Here is a 13,290-nt window from a genome sequence, read left to right on the forward strand (position 1 = left end):
CGAGATCGCCATGAGCCACGAGCTGCCTTCGTTCCTGATCGATGCCGGTGAGCTGCTCCAGCATGTGAGCCGCGTCGTCTATCGGGGCAGCCCGCTGTACTATGGCCGCAGCAGCACCAATCGCTACGATGACCCGGCCCAGGCCTACGGGGTGCTCTACCTGGGGCGCGACCTGCCCACGGCGCTGATGGAGTCGGTGTTTCATAAGCACCAGTGGCTTGCGGACACGAAGCGCTCGATCGCGCTGAAAGAAGTCCAGAGCCGGATGGTGCGCGCAGTGGGCGTGATGGACGACGTGCTTCTGGCCGACCTCACGGCGCCGGGCGTCATGGCGGGCTACTTCGGCCTGAACCTGGAGCAGTTGGCCAGCCGCGACTACACGCACACGCAGCAGGTGTCGGCCCAGGTGCATGCGATGCTTGGAGATGACGGCCAGGTGCTGTTCGACGGGGTGCTCTATCCGTCGCGCAACAACTATCCCGCCAAGAGCATCGCGCTGTTCGAGCGTGCCAGCGCGAAGGTCAGTGTCATCGAGGACATCGATCTCGTTGACCATGTGGACTGGCCGCGTTTCGTTGCTACATACCGCATCGGCGTGGAGCCCGACCCTGGCCCGTTGGAACCGGATGACGAAGCGTCCTGAAGCAGCAAGAGAACACATTGAAGCCCTAAACAGAATGAAATGGACCAAACTGAAATAGGCATCCCTCAGCAGTAGGAGACGACCATGAACACCACGACTCGCACCAGCACCGCAGAACGCCTCGGCCGCGCCTTTGGCCGCGGATGGCGTGCCTACGCGCGCTGTGAACGGCGGGCGTCGAACTGGTTGGTTTCCAAGGGCATGCCGACGGCTGGAGCCACCGCGCTCGTGTGGATGGTTAAGCTGGCTGCGCTCGGGGTGCTGCTGTACACCACCTTCTGGCTGGCCCTGGTGATGGTGTGCGTCATGGTGGTTGCCTGGATGGCCCGCAACACCGACTTGGGCGAGGAGTTGCCCGAGCCAGAGTGGCGAAACGGACCAGCAGGATTCGGCCTATACACCTACGACGGTTTCCGCATTGATCCTCATGTCGAGGACGACTAGCAGCGATCACTTCTTCGACACTGCATTGATCGCAATGCTTCCTCCCCTTCCGCCAGCAGCCTTGGCATCTCCGGTGGCTCCTGCGAGGCCTTGCAACACGTTGCCGGCACGAACGCCCGCCCAAGCCAAGGCCATGATCCAGAACGTAGGCAGTACGATGAACATCGTGCCCGTGACAAACATCAGGAGCATGTCTCCGAAGGCGTTGTTCAGCCCCACCAGCGGGTCGAAGTTGGTGTGCGGCCGATTCCAGCCGAACCCCCAGCCATAGAGCGCATCCAGGATCGTCGAATCGATCCAGCGCGCAAGCTGAAACCAGAAGTCCGTGAAGAAGAGCGCGAACTGCACGACGCTGACGGTAACGACCGTCTTCAGATCGTAGGTGCCTACGACCAGCACAAGCGGGATGCAGATGACCAGCGCCATCTTGAGCAAGGCGAGGACCATGGGCAGAGACTGTCTCACGACGTCCATGGCGGGAAACGCGGCAATCGCGCCGACGGCCATCCCAACGTCTCCCGTGGCCCGCGTCACGATGTTCGGCAAGGTCTTGTCGATCTGGCCGCCATAGTCCGTATAGACGCTACCCTGGTTCAATTTCTGTTGCCGCGGTGACGCGATGGCGCGGATCACCGAGTCGTCCACCTCGGCCCTGCTCAGGAACCCGGCCCAGCCTGCCAGGCGATTCAACAGGTTCGGGTCCACCTGTCCCAGCAGGCGTGCCCGCAGGCCATTGCCGCCATCGGCCCACCACTGCCTGCAGGTCGGGTAGCCGCCACCGCTGCCCACCTGTGCAAGCCCCGCATCGCGGGTGCTGTCGTAGGGCCAGTCGTCGCGCGGCGTGCTTGAGCGGTAGGTGTCGTAGTAGCCGCCCGTGTCCGTGAAAAACCTCGACCCTATCCAGGTCACGTCGTGCATCTGCTGCTCATCAAGCTGAGGGCGCTGCATGAACAATTTGGCCCGCGCAGGCCCATAGCAATCCCGCGAGAAATCCGCTACTTCCTGAGCCAGTACCGGGTCGTCAATGCGGGTCGCGTCGATCTCCATGCGCATCTGCCGCAGGTCCGTGCCGCATGGGATCGCCGCCACCGAGGCGCTCGTGACGGCGCGCGAGAGCGCGTGCATGAAAGCCCACCAGACCGGCACCTTCGCCGACTGGTTGTTGATGGTGCTGAAGGACTGCGACCAGCCGGTATCCGTGGGCTGCGGCACGCTGACCTGGCACTGGGCCGAGCGCGAGCTGTCGTACTGGATGGTGTTGAGGTCCACGTCGATGAACGGGATGCCAGCGAACATCACCACCACGATGGCGACGAAGACCCGGTTCTCGATGCGCGCAGCCGAGAGCACGCCCTTGTTGCCTTCGTCGGCACCTTCCGCACGGGCCTTCAACCACTCCTGCACGATGATGGCGACGAACGGCAGCGCGAATACTCCGCTCGACACCAGCACCGCCCAGATGCCGTTGTTGACGATCCAGGACACCAGCGTCAGGTAGTACTCCAGGTAGTCGGTCGTAAAAAGCGTCATGGCGCGGCTCCCTCTTCAGCTCTGCATCAGCAGGCTGGCTTCCAGCGCCACGATGGCGACGACGCCGGCGATCTCGCTGCGCACCAGGCGTCGCCGCGCTTGCGCGTCTTCCTCGCGGGCCAGCAGCCGGCGGCGCATCCAGACCCAGCCATAGACCGTCGCGCCGTACAGGCACAGCCGCCACACCAGGAAGTAGCCCGCGCTGGCAGCCAGCCACCGCTCCCAGCCGGCAACGCTGCCGACGAGGTAGATGCCGACGAGATTGGCGCCCACGGCCGCGGCGATGATGACCACCGCCAGGAGCAGCGCCTTTGCCGCGCGCCGGCTGAAAAGCCAGCGCGGGCGCAGCCAGGCCGCGTTCATGGCGTGCCTCCCGGGTTGCCCCGCTGCAACCGATCGAGGCGGTCGGGCACCGGGTCGCCTTCGTAGATGCCGCGCGAGCCGGCCGCGCGCGTCCCGTGGCGCTGGATGATGGCCATGGGCGAGTTGTTCGCCAGTTCGCGCCGCAGTTCAAGTTCGGTCTTGAGGTTGCGGATCTCCTGATCGAGCGTGTCGCTCTCGTGGTTCACGGCCTCGACCGCCAACTGGTTGGCCGCCACGTTGGGTTCCTTCTTGCCGGTCAGCAGGGTCCGCTGGAGCAGCAATGCCTTCTCCAGCACGGACGACAACGCGACCTCGGACGCGAGACGTCGCGCCAGCAGGTCTTGGTCTGGCTCGTCGCGCAGCGCCTCGATGACGCCGCGTGTAATGGGCAGCGAGGTGCTGCCGGCTGCATGCAGGTTCTCGAACGTCGTGTTGCGCGTCCCAGAGACCAGTTCCTGCAAGGCCTCCAGCTTGGTCTCGTACTCCTCCTGGATCAGCGGCGTCAGCCCGACGCCAGGCACGGTCTCGGTCTTGGTGCAGGAATCACACGTGCGCTGTACCTGTTCCCCGAGAACCCGCGTCGCCCATTCGGTCGCCTGCTGCGGCGACGTCCAGGTCTGGCAGGACAGGCTCGCGCAACTGGCGGGCGCGATGGAGGACGTGTCAGTCACGCTGCGCCCGTTGACCAGGTTGTAGCCCGCCCGCGTCACGTCACCGACCACCCGGATGGCCGACTGGCCCGCGCCGCCGGCATTGCTGCCGCCCACCCAGGGCACGCCGTCGTTGCCGCGGCGCGTCTCGGCCTGCTCGATCGCCGATACGGCATCCGTGCTCGACACCGCATCGCGCAGCGCCATGCCTTCCGCCATCTGGCTCCATCCGAGCTGGCCGCCCGCCGTCTCGGCCATCTTCTCGGCCATCGCGCGACACGTCAGCTTGGAGCGGTCGAAATCCAGCCTCGCCTGCAGCACACCATTGGTCAGCAGGTTGTACAGCCCCGGATCGGCACGCTGGATGATCAGCGCCGGCAGCGATGCCACGGCACTGGTCGCGCTCTGGATCACGTTGCTCATGATCTGCTGGAACCCATTCGTGATCCCATTGAGCTGATTGCGCAGCGTGGTCTGGATGCTCATGTCGCCGCAGATGAGGTTGCTGTTCCAACCCAGGCCGACCCCGATCGAACGCATGCCAGCGGCGCGGCCCATGGACACCGCACTGCCACCGCCGATCGAGTACATGACCTCATCGCCGATGACGGGGCCGCTGGTCTGGAAGCCGGCCTGCGCCCACGCGAGGCCACAGACCAGGGCGAGCGCGCCGGCTAGCGCCGTGGGGCGCAGCGGGCGGCGAACCTTGGCGGATGGGTTCATCAGTTCAGGACGCTTCATCGCCGTACCCTCAATAGAAATCGACGCTGCCGAGGAACACCTGGCCCCGGCGTTCGCAGCACGCATAGGGCCGCCACAACGCCCAGGCGTAGTCGCCTTGTTGGGCCTGTGTCAGGAAGCCGTTGCGCGGGAAGACCGTGCAGGACGAGGACAGGACGGGCGTGAGTTCCTGCCACTTGCCGGTCGAGGCATCGCCCTCCATCAGCGCGCCGGCCGGCCAGTAGCCATCGCGGGAGTTGGCGAGCAGCGGCTGATAGACGTGGATCTGCCCGCGGCGCGTGACCACATCGCCGGCCCGTTGGGCCACCACGGCACCGGCCTTGTGGTCGTCCGTCTGGTGCAGGAAGCCGCCGCGCGGATAGACGTTGCCCCAGAGGTTCAGGGTCGAGCGCGCGCCGACCTCGCGCATGCCCGGGATCAATGCCTCCGGGTACACCATCTCCGGTACGTTGTAGCGCCAGGCCGGCGTGTCCAGCGTACTGAGCAGGTACGGCATGAAGGCCGTGCCTGCGCCCTCGCAGAAATAGCCCGAGGACGAGACGAACTGGTTGAACACCTCGACGCCGGGGTGGCCGATGACGTCCGCGTTCTTGAACTTCGCGAGATTGTTTTCGTGATCTTCATTGGTGGTGCCGTCCCCGCCGGCCTGGGCCGAAGGGTTGGGCGTGCTCATGGCGCGCACTTCGACCCAGGGGTTCTCGCCGGTGTTCGAGTAGGACGAAACCACCGCATCGGGGATGTAGTGCCTGACCTTGACGGACGTGCGCACCGTGCAGCCGGTCCAGGTGCAGTAGAGCCAGTAGCAGATACCCACCACCCGGTACTCCAGGCAATCGGGCGAAGCCACTGAACCCACGATGGTCGCCGTGTTCAGGGCGTAGCTGCCCGTGGCGCTGAGCAGCAGCACGGAGGTGACGGCAGCCCGCATGCGGCGCAGAAGGTCGAATGAGCGGATCACGGTTCGGCCCTCCGGTGCTGTTCGATGCGCGCGATGGCGCGGGCCACGTCAGGCTCGCCATAGACCACGTAGCGCTGATCCACCACGACAGCCGGAATGGTGGTGATGCCCAGGCTCCATGCGTCGGCAACGCCCTGGTATTCGGTGGCGATGCGACGCTGGAGGTCAGCGCCCCCCTGGCTCAGCCGGCGCTTCACGATGGCTGTTGCCTGTCCGGGATCGGCGGGCAGCGCCGCAGAAAGCTCCGCTTCGATCCGGGGCGCTTCATCCAGCTCGATCAGCTGCTCGCCACCCATGGTCCTGACCGGGTGACGGCTGTCGGTGATGATCACCACATCGGCGGCGAAGCTGGCCGGGCTGAACACGGCCAGGGAAGCCGGCAGCGCAACGGCCAGGCCAAGGGTTCGCCAGCCCGATGCGAACCTGGATGAAGATGCTGGCATGTCGAGCGCCCCCACCCAACGCTTGAGGACAGGGAAATAGGACCGGCAGAACGGGCATTCGAGGTCCGCGTAGAGCGTCAGCGTGAAACGACCTGCCGGGTTGCCCATCTGCCAAGGAGGCCCGGCCACCTGCGTCTCGCTGACAGGCGCCGAGGTTTGGGGCGTGGACTCGCCTGGCGAACGGGACACGAGCCAGATCAGCAGCAGCGCAACCAGCACTGCGCCTAACGCCCATGGCCAGCGGGCCCGCCAGCGCCGACGGCGGAACGCCTGGACCTGCATCGGAATGGATGAGCGTTTCTGTTCCATGGCGTTCTCCGGTGCACGGCAGATTCAGGGCAGGGCCAGGGCCGGCGACTCGATGCCGCGTGCCCGGTCGATCTTCTCGGCCACCTTGAAGGCGGCATCCAACTCGCTGACGCCGTGCTGCTGCATGAGCTGGTAGCGCTCGGCCTTCTCTTCGGGTTCGGTCTGCGCGAGCGCGAGATACAGGCTCGGCGGCACGGCGCGGAAGAGCACCTCCATGCTTTTGGAGAGGATGACGCCCTCGGTGAACTTGCCCGCTTCCTTGCGTGCCGAAAGCATCAGCGCCTTCTGCGCCGGCGAGAGTTCGCGGAATCGTGCGATCTTCTCCACCTCGTCCGGCGGCATCGACAGGCAGATCCACCACTCGATCATGTTGAGCATGGGCTCTGCGGCGCGCGGCAGATCGTCGATGTTTTGCGTCGCCAGCCAGAACCAGGCGCCCAACTTGCGCCACATTTTTGTAATTTTCACGACATACGGCGCGAGCAGCGGGTTCTTCGTGATGATGTGGCCTTCGTCGGTCACGTTGATGATCGGGCGGCCGAGATACTGGTCACGCTCCGCGATGTTGTTCACCGTGCTGATGAGGCTGATGTACGCGATCGAGAGCTGCGCGTTGTAGCCCTCACGGGCATAGGTCGCGAGATCCACCAGCGTGATGTCGGCCTCGGGCCACGGCGTGCCGTCGCGGTCGAACATCTCGCCGTCCGTGCCTTGGCAGAACATGTCCATCGCGTCCGCCATCTCCAGCAGCCGCACGCGCCGCATCTCGGGCAACGTCGGGTCCTGGCCGCGGGTGCGCAGCGCATTGCGCACGTCGCGCGTGAGCACCGTGCGCTTCTCGGCCACGCAGTGCTCGGCGGCGTCGAGGATGCACTGGCGGATCAGCGAGCGGTCGGCGCGCGTCATCCTGGCTTCCTCCTTGTCCTCGCCGCCAGTGATCATCAGCCGCGCCGTGATCTCCAGTTCGCCCAGCACGTCGCGCTGTTCGTCCGCCTCCATGGCTGAGGCATCGGGTGGCAGGTCTTCGTCCAGCGCATCGGCATCGAGCGTTTGCACATCGCTGGGCGTTTCGATCAGCCGGCGCGCGTCGGCGAACGGCGCTAGGCTGATGCCCGATCCGGGGGCCAGCTTGACCCGATTCACGGTCAGGCCCAGGCGCCTGGCGAAGTCGCTGAACAAGCCGAAGCTATTGCCGGCTTCCACGATGAAGAGGCGCGGCCGATAAATGGCCGTGACCTGGTTCAGCAGATTGTTGAGCGTGGCCGATTTGCCGGAACCCGTCGGGCCGAACAGGAACAGGTGGGCGTTCATCTGCCGGTCCAGGCGATTGAGCGGATCGAAGGTGATCGGCCCGCCGCCGCGGTTGAACATCGTGATGCCTGGATGCCCCGTACCCTGGGCACGGCCCCACACCGGCGACAGGTTTGCCGCGTGCTGGGCGAACATCAGTTGCGTGTACCACCGGCGCCGATCCTTGCCGGGGTTGTAGCAGCACGGCAGCCAGCGCAGGTAGCTGTTGAGCGGCGCCACCTCATCATCCTCTCGCACCGGCTGCAAACCAGCGTTGAGCATCACGTTCGCCAGGTCCAGGCCGCGCCGATCCAGTTCCGCCTCGTCGCGCCCGCGCAGGTAGAACGCCAGCGTGCCCCGGTAGAGCTTGTGCGCGCTGCCGATCAGCGAGCGGGCTTCATGCACGTCCTTGAGCGTCTGCTCCGACGCCAGCGTCTCGCCCACGGCCTTCTTCGCCAGGTGGTTCAGATCCGATTCCAGGACATCCTGGGGCGTGGCAACCATCGTGAGACAAAGCAAGGTGTCTTCCGGCATCTGGTCGAACAGCGTGTTGATCGCATCGCCCTTGCGGGTCTCGCCGGTTAGATGTCCCGTGCCGGGCGGCATGCGCAGCCGGTCGGTGATCAGCACACGGTGCGGCATGCCGTCGAAGTACCAGGTGCCGTGCTCCACGTCGGAGCGTGGCTGGCCGAAGAACAGCCGCTGGCTGAAATCCCGCCCGCTCGCCAGTTCGATCTCGCCGGCCTCAGTCTCGTCCGGGTAGCGCGCCAGTGCGTAGAAGCGCTCCCGGTCCTCTGTACTGGGCCCGAGCATCGCGGGGCGCGGATTGAGCCACCGCAGCAGCCAGTCGTGGACGTCGGCTGCGACCATGCGCCGTGCCTGGATGCCGGCGTTCGCCAGCCCGCCACACAGGCGGTCGCAGACGATGTTCAGCATCTGCTCGGGCGTCTGGCCGCGGCGGCTTGCCTGCCCGGTGGCACGTCGATAGACCACCATGCGCACGCGCCGCGTCTGCCCGCGCCAGCGCAGCCGCGTGACCACCGTGTCCTCGAACAGGCCGCCGGGCTTGGCCACCGCACGCAGATGGTGGCCGAAGAAGCGCAGGTAGAACTCGGTGAACGCTGTCCCGCGGGCACGTGGCTGCACGTAGTCACGCAGGGTCTGCATGTACTGGTCGAAACTCGGCTCGTCCTGGGCATAGAGCTGGAGCACCCAGGGGTTCTCGTCCAGCTCATCGAAGCTGTCCTGCAGCGCGTTCTCCAAGGCGTCGCGGGCGTGGGCAAGCCAGCCCGGTTCCCGGCCCTCGGTCCCCAGCGGCACCAGCTCGAAGAAGGCCGCCACCGATTGGCCGTCCTCCAGCAACATGGACCTTGACTCGGGCAAGAACTCGACCCAGGGCAGCAGTTCCACGAAGGACGGTGCGACCTCGTACAGCGCCTGCTCGTCGGCCTCCGTCGCCGGTTTGCGGCCCCGGACTGCCGAGCCGGGTTCGGGGATGCCGGCTTGGCGCAAGGCCTCAATGTGGCGCTGCCAGCCGTCCGGCTGCTCGTCATCACCAGCGCCGGATGCGGCCAGCTTCAGCGCGGCCGGCTTAGGCCAGGGAAGTTTCCAGCGCATCAGTAGTCCTCCACGCGCTCACCCGGCATCGCGTACTGAATGCGCTGGTACAGCGGGAAGACGGTCGTGTAGCCGGGCACCGGCACGGGATCGGTGCCGGCCAGGTGCGGGTACACGTACATCACGAGATCGGGATTGGGCAGGCGCTGGAACTGGCGATGGACCTCGTTGCGCGCGGTGCGCGTGTAGCGCATCTGCTCGGCAGGTGCGGCCTGCATATCGGCGTCGGTCAGCGGCCGACGCAGGCTCTGGCGCGCATCGAGCAGTTGGCCGCCGGCGTTCCGTCCGGCTGCGCCACCGCCGTCCCCGGCCTCCTGCTGCCAGATGTCCATCATCGTGCGGTCACCGTGGGTCAGCAGCTTTTCCTTGCTGGTGGCGCAGCCGGCGAGCGCCGCGACGGCGAGGACCAGCGCCAGGCCACGGGCCAAGCTATTCAAGTTCGAGAGCATGGCTTTCTCCTGTGCGGTGATCGACCTTGCGGCCTTCGGGATCGAAGTCGATGGCGAGCGGCTTTTCGAGGTGGACGGCGACCTTCGCGCCGGGCTGGACATAGACGGCGGCGAACGCTTGGCCGTAGAGCTTGTTGACCCAGGCCGACATGTCCCGCACGCCGCCCGCCAGAATCTGGCCGACCGCCTCCTGGCCGCTGATGCCCACGGTGCCGATGGAGCCGTCCGAGCCGACATACGACATGCGGCCGCTGTCGCTCTCGATGAGCGAGGCCACGCCGGCACCGGCCGCCGTGATCAGGGCCTGCGAGCCCAAGTACTGCTGGGCGTTGCTGCGCCGCTCGCCGCTGACGCAGGGGATGCCGTGCGGGTCGCTGATCCATCCCAAGCCGTCGCGTTGCTGGTTATTCTGCTGGTTGCCCTCGCGGTCTTCGGGGATCGTGCGGATCGTGCCGTCGTTGAACACGAACGTGATGCTGCGCACCTGGCCGCGCACGCACGAAAGCGTCCAGTCGCCCGAGGCGGTGCCGCTGAACACGGCGCCGGCCACATCGGGAATGTCGATGCCATTCGCCGTCAGGTTGTCCGGCCCGACCAGGACTTTGAACGGATAGGGATCGTTCACCGTGCCGTCGATCGGCACACGGCCGATCAGCGCCGTCATCGCGACCGAGCCCATGAGCGTGGAGTTGGTCGGCACGGTATAGACGGGCTTCGCGGTCTTGACGCCCGCGACTTGCGCGCCCGCGTTCGCCACGGTTTCCGCGGTGGTTTCGAGCGTGCTCTGCGCCGGGCCGAAGCTCGTGGGGAAGCTCATTCCGCCGCTCGCGCCACGACCGGCGTTGCGCCCCTCGGCGGGCTTTGCGTCGTCCGGCTCGACCCACCGCACGCCGCCCTCCATGCCGGCCTCGTCGCCGCCCTGCAGCCCCAGGCCCACGGGCAGGTCCGCATGGCCGCCGCCGCGCCCGCCGATGCTGTCCAGGCGCCGCTGCAGGTCGGCGAGCAGCCCTTCGGTCTGCTGGCGCGCGCTGGCCGCCTGCTCCTGGTCGCGGCGCAGGTTGGACCGCTCGGATTCGAGCGCCGAGTTGATGCGCTGGTCGATGGAGTTCTCGCGCTGGCGCAGCCGCTGGTTCTCTTCACGCTGCGACTTGTTGTCCGAGAGCGCGGTCTGAAGCTCGGTGCGCAACTGCTTCACTTGGGCAACGAGCGTCGCCACGGTGTCGCGCGGGGTGTCGCCTTCGATGCCCAGCGCCTTCATTTCCTCGGGCGTGAGCTGGGCGCCGTTGTCCGCCGCGGGTGGCGCCGTGCTGCCGCCACCCGAGAACAGCCGGATACCGACGAACAGCACCAGGATGGCGACAGGGATCATCAGCCACTTGAGCAGGCCGTTACTGCGCATGGCGGGCCTCCTCGACGTTCTCGTCGCCGTCCGGCTGCGGCAGATGCACGGCAGGGTCGAAGCGGTGAATCGCCGGCAGCAGCGACTGCGCGAGGCCGCGGCCGCGCGTGACCAGGTAGAGGACGGTCGTGTCCTCGGGCGTGCCGCGCGGACCCAGCGCCTCGTGCTGGAAGGTGGCGGTGAGGAAATCGCCTTGCAGCACGCGCGGGTCGAGCGCGACCCAGTCGGCGCCGGTGTTGGTGAGGCGCACGGCAGTCACCCATTGGTCTTCCAGGCGCCACGACGCGAGCGCGACCGCGCGCACCGGCAGCGTTGGCATCAGTGTGTCCAGGTCGAGGTCGCGGGGCAGGTTGGCCCGCATGACGCCCGGAAGCGGCTCGACGGTGCGCAGCGGTGCGTAGAGGTTCTGCGCGGCGAAGCGCGTCAGCACGACAGGGACCGGAGTTTCGCGCCGCGCGGTCCGCGCACCTGCCTGGCCCTGGGCGCGTGCCGGGGCCTCGGCACTGTCGGCTTGCTCGCCATAGCGTCCCGGTGCGCTGTCACCCTCGACGATGCGCACCGGCTCCAGCTCGGCTTCCCCGTCCTTGGGCAGTTCAGCTGCGATGTCCAGCAGGATCAGCGCGCCCGTGTCGGCGTCCTGCAGTTGCAACCGCGTGGGCTCGATCGGCTCGCTGGCGCGCAGGTACACCGCGCCGCCCGCACTCTGCACGCGCAGGCGTTCGCCCACGCCCGCGGGCACGCCCACGCGCACGTTCCGGTTGATGAACACGATGCGTTCCTGACCGACCTTCAGCGGCACTGCCAGTGGCATGCGTTCCCAACGCAGGATCTCCACCGCCTGGGCGACGGGTGCCGCGGCCACGGCCAGTAGCCCCAGCAGCGCGAGTACAGGATGCTTCATGGGGTGTTTCCTCCTTGAGGCGCTTGCGGAGAAAGGCCACTCGGCGCCGGGCGCGCCGGCTCCGGTGCACTGATGCGCTGGGGCGCGCCCTCATAGCAGTCCAGCGCCAGGCCGAACGGGTTGCGGGCGGGATCGACGTCCACCCGCGTGACCTTGATCGGATAGCGCACCAGGGCGCGTTTAACCTGCTCGGCGCCGTAGTACTCGTCCGCCGTGATGTCCAGCGTCACCACCCAGTCGCGATCGGATACGGTGCGCACGCGCGCCGTGGGGTCGTCGCCATAGCCGCGGCCGGGAATCTCGTAGATGCCGCGCACGCGCTGACGCAGCTCGCCCGTGGAGCGGCGGTAGTCATAGTCCGCCCGCAGGAAGGCCTGGCAGGACGGGGTGAGGTACGGCGAGAGCGTGTGGAGGTTGCGCGAGTAGTCTTCTTCGCCATTGGTCGGCCAGCGGTTCAGCGTCTGACCGTTCCGTCCGCACGGACGTGCTGCTGCTCGGACATACCGGCCTCGCTTACAGGATGCCGGTGGCTTCGGTGAGCAGCCAGATGCCGATCACGAGCAGCACGGCGCCGATGGCGACCGTGAGGCCGAACTGGCCCCAGGTCTTGCGGCCGGTGTGGATTTCCGCGTAGGTGCCGTAGGCGTGGTAGCACACGCCGATGAACATCGACGCCACCACCAACAGGGCCACGAGCATGATGATGTCGTAGCCGTAGTTGCGGATCGTCTCCATGATGCCGTTGCCGGTGCCGCGCGTCGGGTTCTCCAACTGCGGCAAGCCTTGCGCGAACGACAGCGCGGGCAGCGCGGCGGCGCCCAGGGCCACGGCGGCGCGCTGGGCAAAACGGGAAGTGAAGATGCGGTTGTGCATGGTCGGGCCTTTCAGGTCAGGACAGGAGGAAGAAACTCAGGACGAGGTACATCGCGACGAAGCGGATGCAGACGCCGAGGAACTGGCGCTGGTTGAGGCGGCTCTCGGACCACCCCACGTAGGCCGTTCGGATGGCCCAGACGCCCCACACGAGCAGGACCGCGAACACGACGCCGACCAGGACGGTCGCCATCGCGGAAGGCGCGATGCCGCTGTTGGCTTGAAATGCTGAGACCTGGGCGCCGTTCATGGCTTGCCCTCCGCAGTCGTCGCCGGCAGCGGCTCGGTCGCCCGCTCGGTGCGGTAGTCGCCGGCCAGTTCGGAGGGGTCGCGCGGCTGGGCGCGCGATGGCGTCAGATGGAACTGGATGCCGGCGCGAACACGCGCCAGGTCAGCCAGCAGCCGCGGGTAGTCGAAGTGGTAGCGCTCGCCCGGCTGGATGGGGGCATGCGCGGCGCTGTCCGCGACGGTGCGCTCCAGCGCGTCGAGCTGGCGCAGTGCGGCGACCAGCTCCTGGCGCTGCGCAGGGGACTCGGCCAAGGCCATCGGGGACTGACCCAGCAGGAGGGCCGTCACGAGAAGAGTGGGTACGCCGCGATGCGCGGCGCGCAGCCAGATCGAAGCCACCATCGCGCCATTCCTGTGTGATCAGCAATGGGGTGATCGTGGAGATCAGGGCT

14 protein-coding genes and 1 pseudogene are annotated in these 13,290 nt (G+C 67.0%); 2 read left to right on the plus strand and 13 right to left on the minus strand.

Annotated features, from left to right (window positions below):
- Positions 1-10 precede the first annotated feature (10 nt).
- Together AC1PPL_RS16565 and AC1PPL_RS16570 are read left to right on the plus strand one after the other, a co-directional pair.
- Entirely contained in the window at positions 11-643 is a 633-nt protein-coding gene (locus tag AC1PPL_RS16565; RefSeq protein ID WP_003050087.1) for an RES family NAD+ phosphorylase, read from the plus strand.
- Positions 644-727: 84 nt separating this feature from the next.
- The gene (locus AC1PPL_RS16570; RefSeq protein ID WP_003050090.1) at positions 728-1,087 is read left to right on the plus strand and encodes a DUF3742 family protein; all 360 of its coding nucleotides are present in this window, start codon (positions 728-730) and stop codon (positions 1,085-1,087) included.
- A 6-nt stretch (positions 1,088-1,093) separates the two neighbouring features.
- Here the strand turns inward: AC1PPL_RS16570 and AC1PPL_RS16575 are convergent, their stop codons facing one another.
- The 13 genes and pseudogenes from AC1PPL_RS16575 to AC1PPL_RS16635 form a co-directional block, all read right to left on the minus strand.
- A complete protein-coding gene (locus AC1PPL_RS16575; RefSeq protein WP_003050092.1) occupies positions 1,094-2,617 on the minus strand; it encodes a conjugal transfer protein TraG N-terminal domain-containing protein in 1,524 nt (507 codons plus the stop codon).
- A 15-nt stretch (positions 2,618-2,632) separates the two neighbouring features.
- Positions 2,633-2,980, minus strand: a complete 348-nt coding sequence (locus AC1PPL_RS16580) for a hypothetical protein (protein ID WP_003050094.1) — start codon at positions 2,978-2,980, stop codon at positions 2,633-2,635.
- Positions 2,977-4,371, minus strand: coding sequence for an integrating conjugative element protein (locus AC1PPL_RS16585; RefSeq protein WP_003050095.1), 1,395 nt, complete (start codon positions 4,369-4,371; stop codon positions 2,977-2,979). The genes AC1PPL_RS16580 and AC1PPL_RS16585 overlap by 4 nt, the downstream gene beginning before the upstream one ends.
- Before the next feature lie 10 nt (positions 4,372-4,381).
- On the minus strand, positions 4,382-5,329 hold the full coding sequence (locus AC1PPL_RS16590) for a TIGR03756 family integrating conjugative element protein (RefSeq protein WP_003050097.1): 948 nt from the start codon (positions 5,327-5,329) through the stop codon (positions 4,382-4,384).
- A complete protein-coding gene (locus tag AC1PPL_RS16595) occupies positions 5,326-5,772 on the minus strand; it encodes a TIGR03757 family integrating conjugative element protein (protein ID WP_003050101.1) in 447 nt (148 codons plus the stop codon). Before AC1PPL_RS16595 ends, AC1PPL_RS16590 begins: the two co-directional genes overlap by 4 nt.
- A 333-nt stretch (positions 5,773-6,105) precedes the next feature.
- Positions 6,106-8,988: a conjugative transfer ATPase gene (locus AC1PPL_RS16600; RefSeq protein WP_003050106.1), complete on the minus strand. Its 2,883-nt coding sequence runs from the start codon at positions 8,986-8,988 to the stop codon at positions 6,106-6,108.
- Positions 8,988-9,437 (minus strand): TIGR03751 family conjugal transfer lipoprotein, encoded by a 450-nt coding sequence (locus AC1PPL_RS16605; RefSeq protein WP_003050109.1) that lies wholly within the window; start codon positions 9,435-9,437, stop codon positions 8,988-8,990. The genes AC1PPL_RS16600 and AC1PPL_RS16605 overlap by 1 nt, the downstream gene beginning before the upstream one ends.
- Positions 9,418-10,836 (minus strand): TIGR03752 family integrating conjugative element protein, encoded by a 1,419-nt coding sequence (locus AC1PPL_RS16610; RefSeq protein WP_003050111.1) that lies wholly within the window; start codon positions 10,834-10,836, stop codon positions 9,418-9,420. Before AC1PPL_RS16610 ends, AC1PPL_RS16605 begins: the two co-directional genes overlap by 20 nt.
- Complete coding sequence (locus AC1PPL_RS16615; RefSeq protein WP_003050114.1) at positions 10,826-11,737, minus strand: TIGR03749 family integrating conjugative element protein; 912 nt, start codon at positions 11,735-11,737, stop codon at positions 10,826-10,828. The genes AC1PPL_RS16610 and AC1PPL_RS16615 overlap by 11 nt, the downstream gene beginning before the upstream one ends.
- A pseudogene (locus AC1PPL_RS16620) lies at positions 11,734-12,201 on the minus strand (PFL_4703 family integrating conjugative element protein); the annotation flags it as partial. The pseudogene AC1PPL_RS16620 and the gene AC1PPL_RS16615, both read right to left, overlap by 4 nt.
- Positions 12,202-12,250: 49 nt before the next feature.
- Positions 12,251-12,610 carry a TIGR03745 family integrating conjugative element membrane protein gene (locus AC1PPL_RS16625; RefSeq protein WP_020307818.1) on the minus strand — a complete coding sequence of 120 codons (360 nt, stop codon included), beginning with the start codon at positions 12,608-12,610 and terminating at the stop codon, positions 12,251-12,253.
- Positions 12,611-12,626: 16 nt separating this feature from the next.
- A complete protein-coding gene (locus tag AC1PPL_RS16630; RefSeq protein WP_003050225.1) occupies positions 12,627-12,860 on the minus strand; it encodes a TIGR03758 family integrating conjugative element protein in 234 nt (77 codons plus the stop codon).
- Entirely contained in the window at positions 12,857-13,240 is a 384-nt protein-coding gene (locus tag AC1PPL_RS16635) for an integrative conjugative element protein, RAQPRD family (protein ID WP_003050229.1), read from the minus strand. The genes AC1PPL_RS16630 and AC1PPL_RS16635 overlap by 4 nt, the downstream gene beginning before the upstream one ends.
- Positions 13,241-13,290: the final 50 nt, after the last annotated feature.

The organism is Diaphorobacter sp. B2A2W2 (genome assembly GCF_056730635.1).

Excerpts from the sequence above, each read along its gene's own strand:
- AC1PPL_RS16585 (WP_003050095.1), bottom strand. The coding sequence starts at position 4,371 with ATGAAGCGTCCTGAACTGATGAACCCATCCGCCAAGGTTCGCCGCCCG.
- AC1PPL_RS16635 (WP_003050229.1), bottom strand. The coding sequence starts at position 13,240 with ATGGTGGCTTCGATCTGGCTGCGCGCCGCGCATCGCGGCGTACCCACT.
- AC1PPL_RS16580 (WP_003050094.1), bottom strand. The coding sequence starts at position 2,980 with ATGAACGCGGCCTGGCTGCGCCCGCGCTGGCTTTTCAGCCGGCGCGCG.
- AC1PPL_RS16575 (WP_003050092.1), bottom strand. The coding sequence starts at position 2,617 with ATGACGCTTTTTACGACCGACTACCTGGAGTACTACCTGACGCTGGTG.
- AC1PPL_RS16600 (WP_003050106.1), bottom strand. The coding sequence starts at position 8,988 with ATGCGCTGGAAACTTCCCTGGCCTAAGCCGGCCGCGCTGAAGCTGGCC.
- AC1PPL_RS16570 (WP_003050090.1), top strand. The coding sequence starts at position 728 with ATGAACACCACGACTCGCACCAGCACCGCAGAACGCCTCGGCCGCGCC.
- AC1PPL_RS16610 (WP_003050111.1), bottom strand. The coding sequence starts at position 10,836 with ATGCGCAGTAACGGCCTGCTCAAGTGGCTGATGATCCCTGTCGCCATC.
- AC1PPL_RS16630 (WP_003050225.1), bottom strand. The coding sequence starts at position 12,860 with ATGAACGGCGCCCAGGTCTCAGCATTTCAAGCCAACAGCGGCATCGCG.
- AC1PPL_RS16595 (WP_003050101.1), bottom strand. The coding sequence starts at position 5,772 with ATGCCAGCATCTTCATCCAGGTTCGCATCGGGCTGGCGAACCCTTGGC.
- AC1PPL_RS16615 (WP_003050114.1), bottom strand. The coding sequence starts at position 11,737 with ATGAAGCATCCTGTACTCGCGCTGCTGGGGCTACTGGCCGTGGCCGCG.
- AC1PPL_RS16605 (WP_003050109.1), bottom strand. The coding sequence starts at position 9,437 with ATGCTCTCGAACTTGAATAGCTTGGCCCGTGGCCTGGCGCTGGTCCTC.
- AC1PPL_RS16625 (WP_020307818.1), bottom strand. The coding sequence starts at position 12,610 with ATGCACAACCGCATCTTCACTTCCCGTTTTGCCCAGCGCGCCGCCGTG.
- AC1PPL_RS16565 (WP_003050087.1), top strand. The coding sequence starts at position 11 with ATGAGCCACGAGCTGCCTTCGTTCCTGATCGATGCCGGTGAGCTGCTC.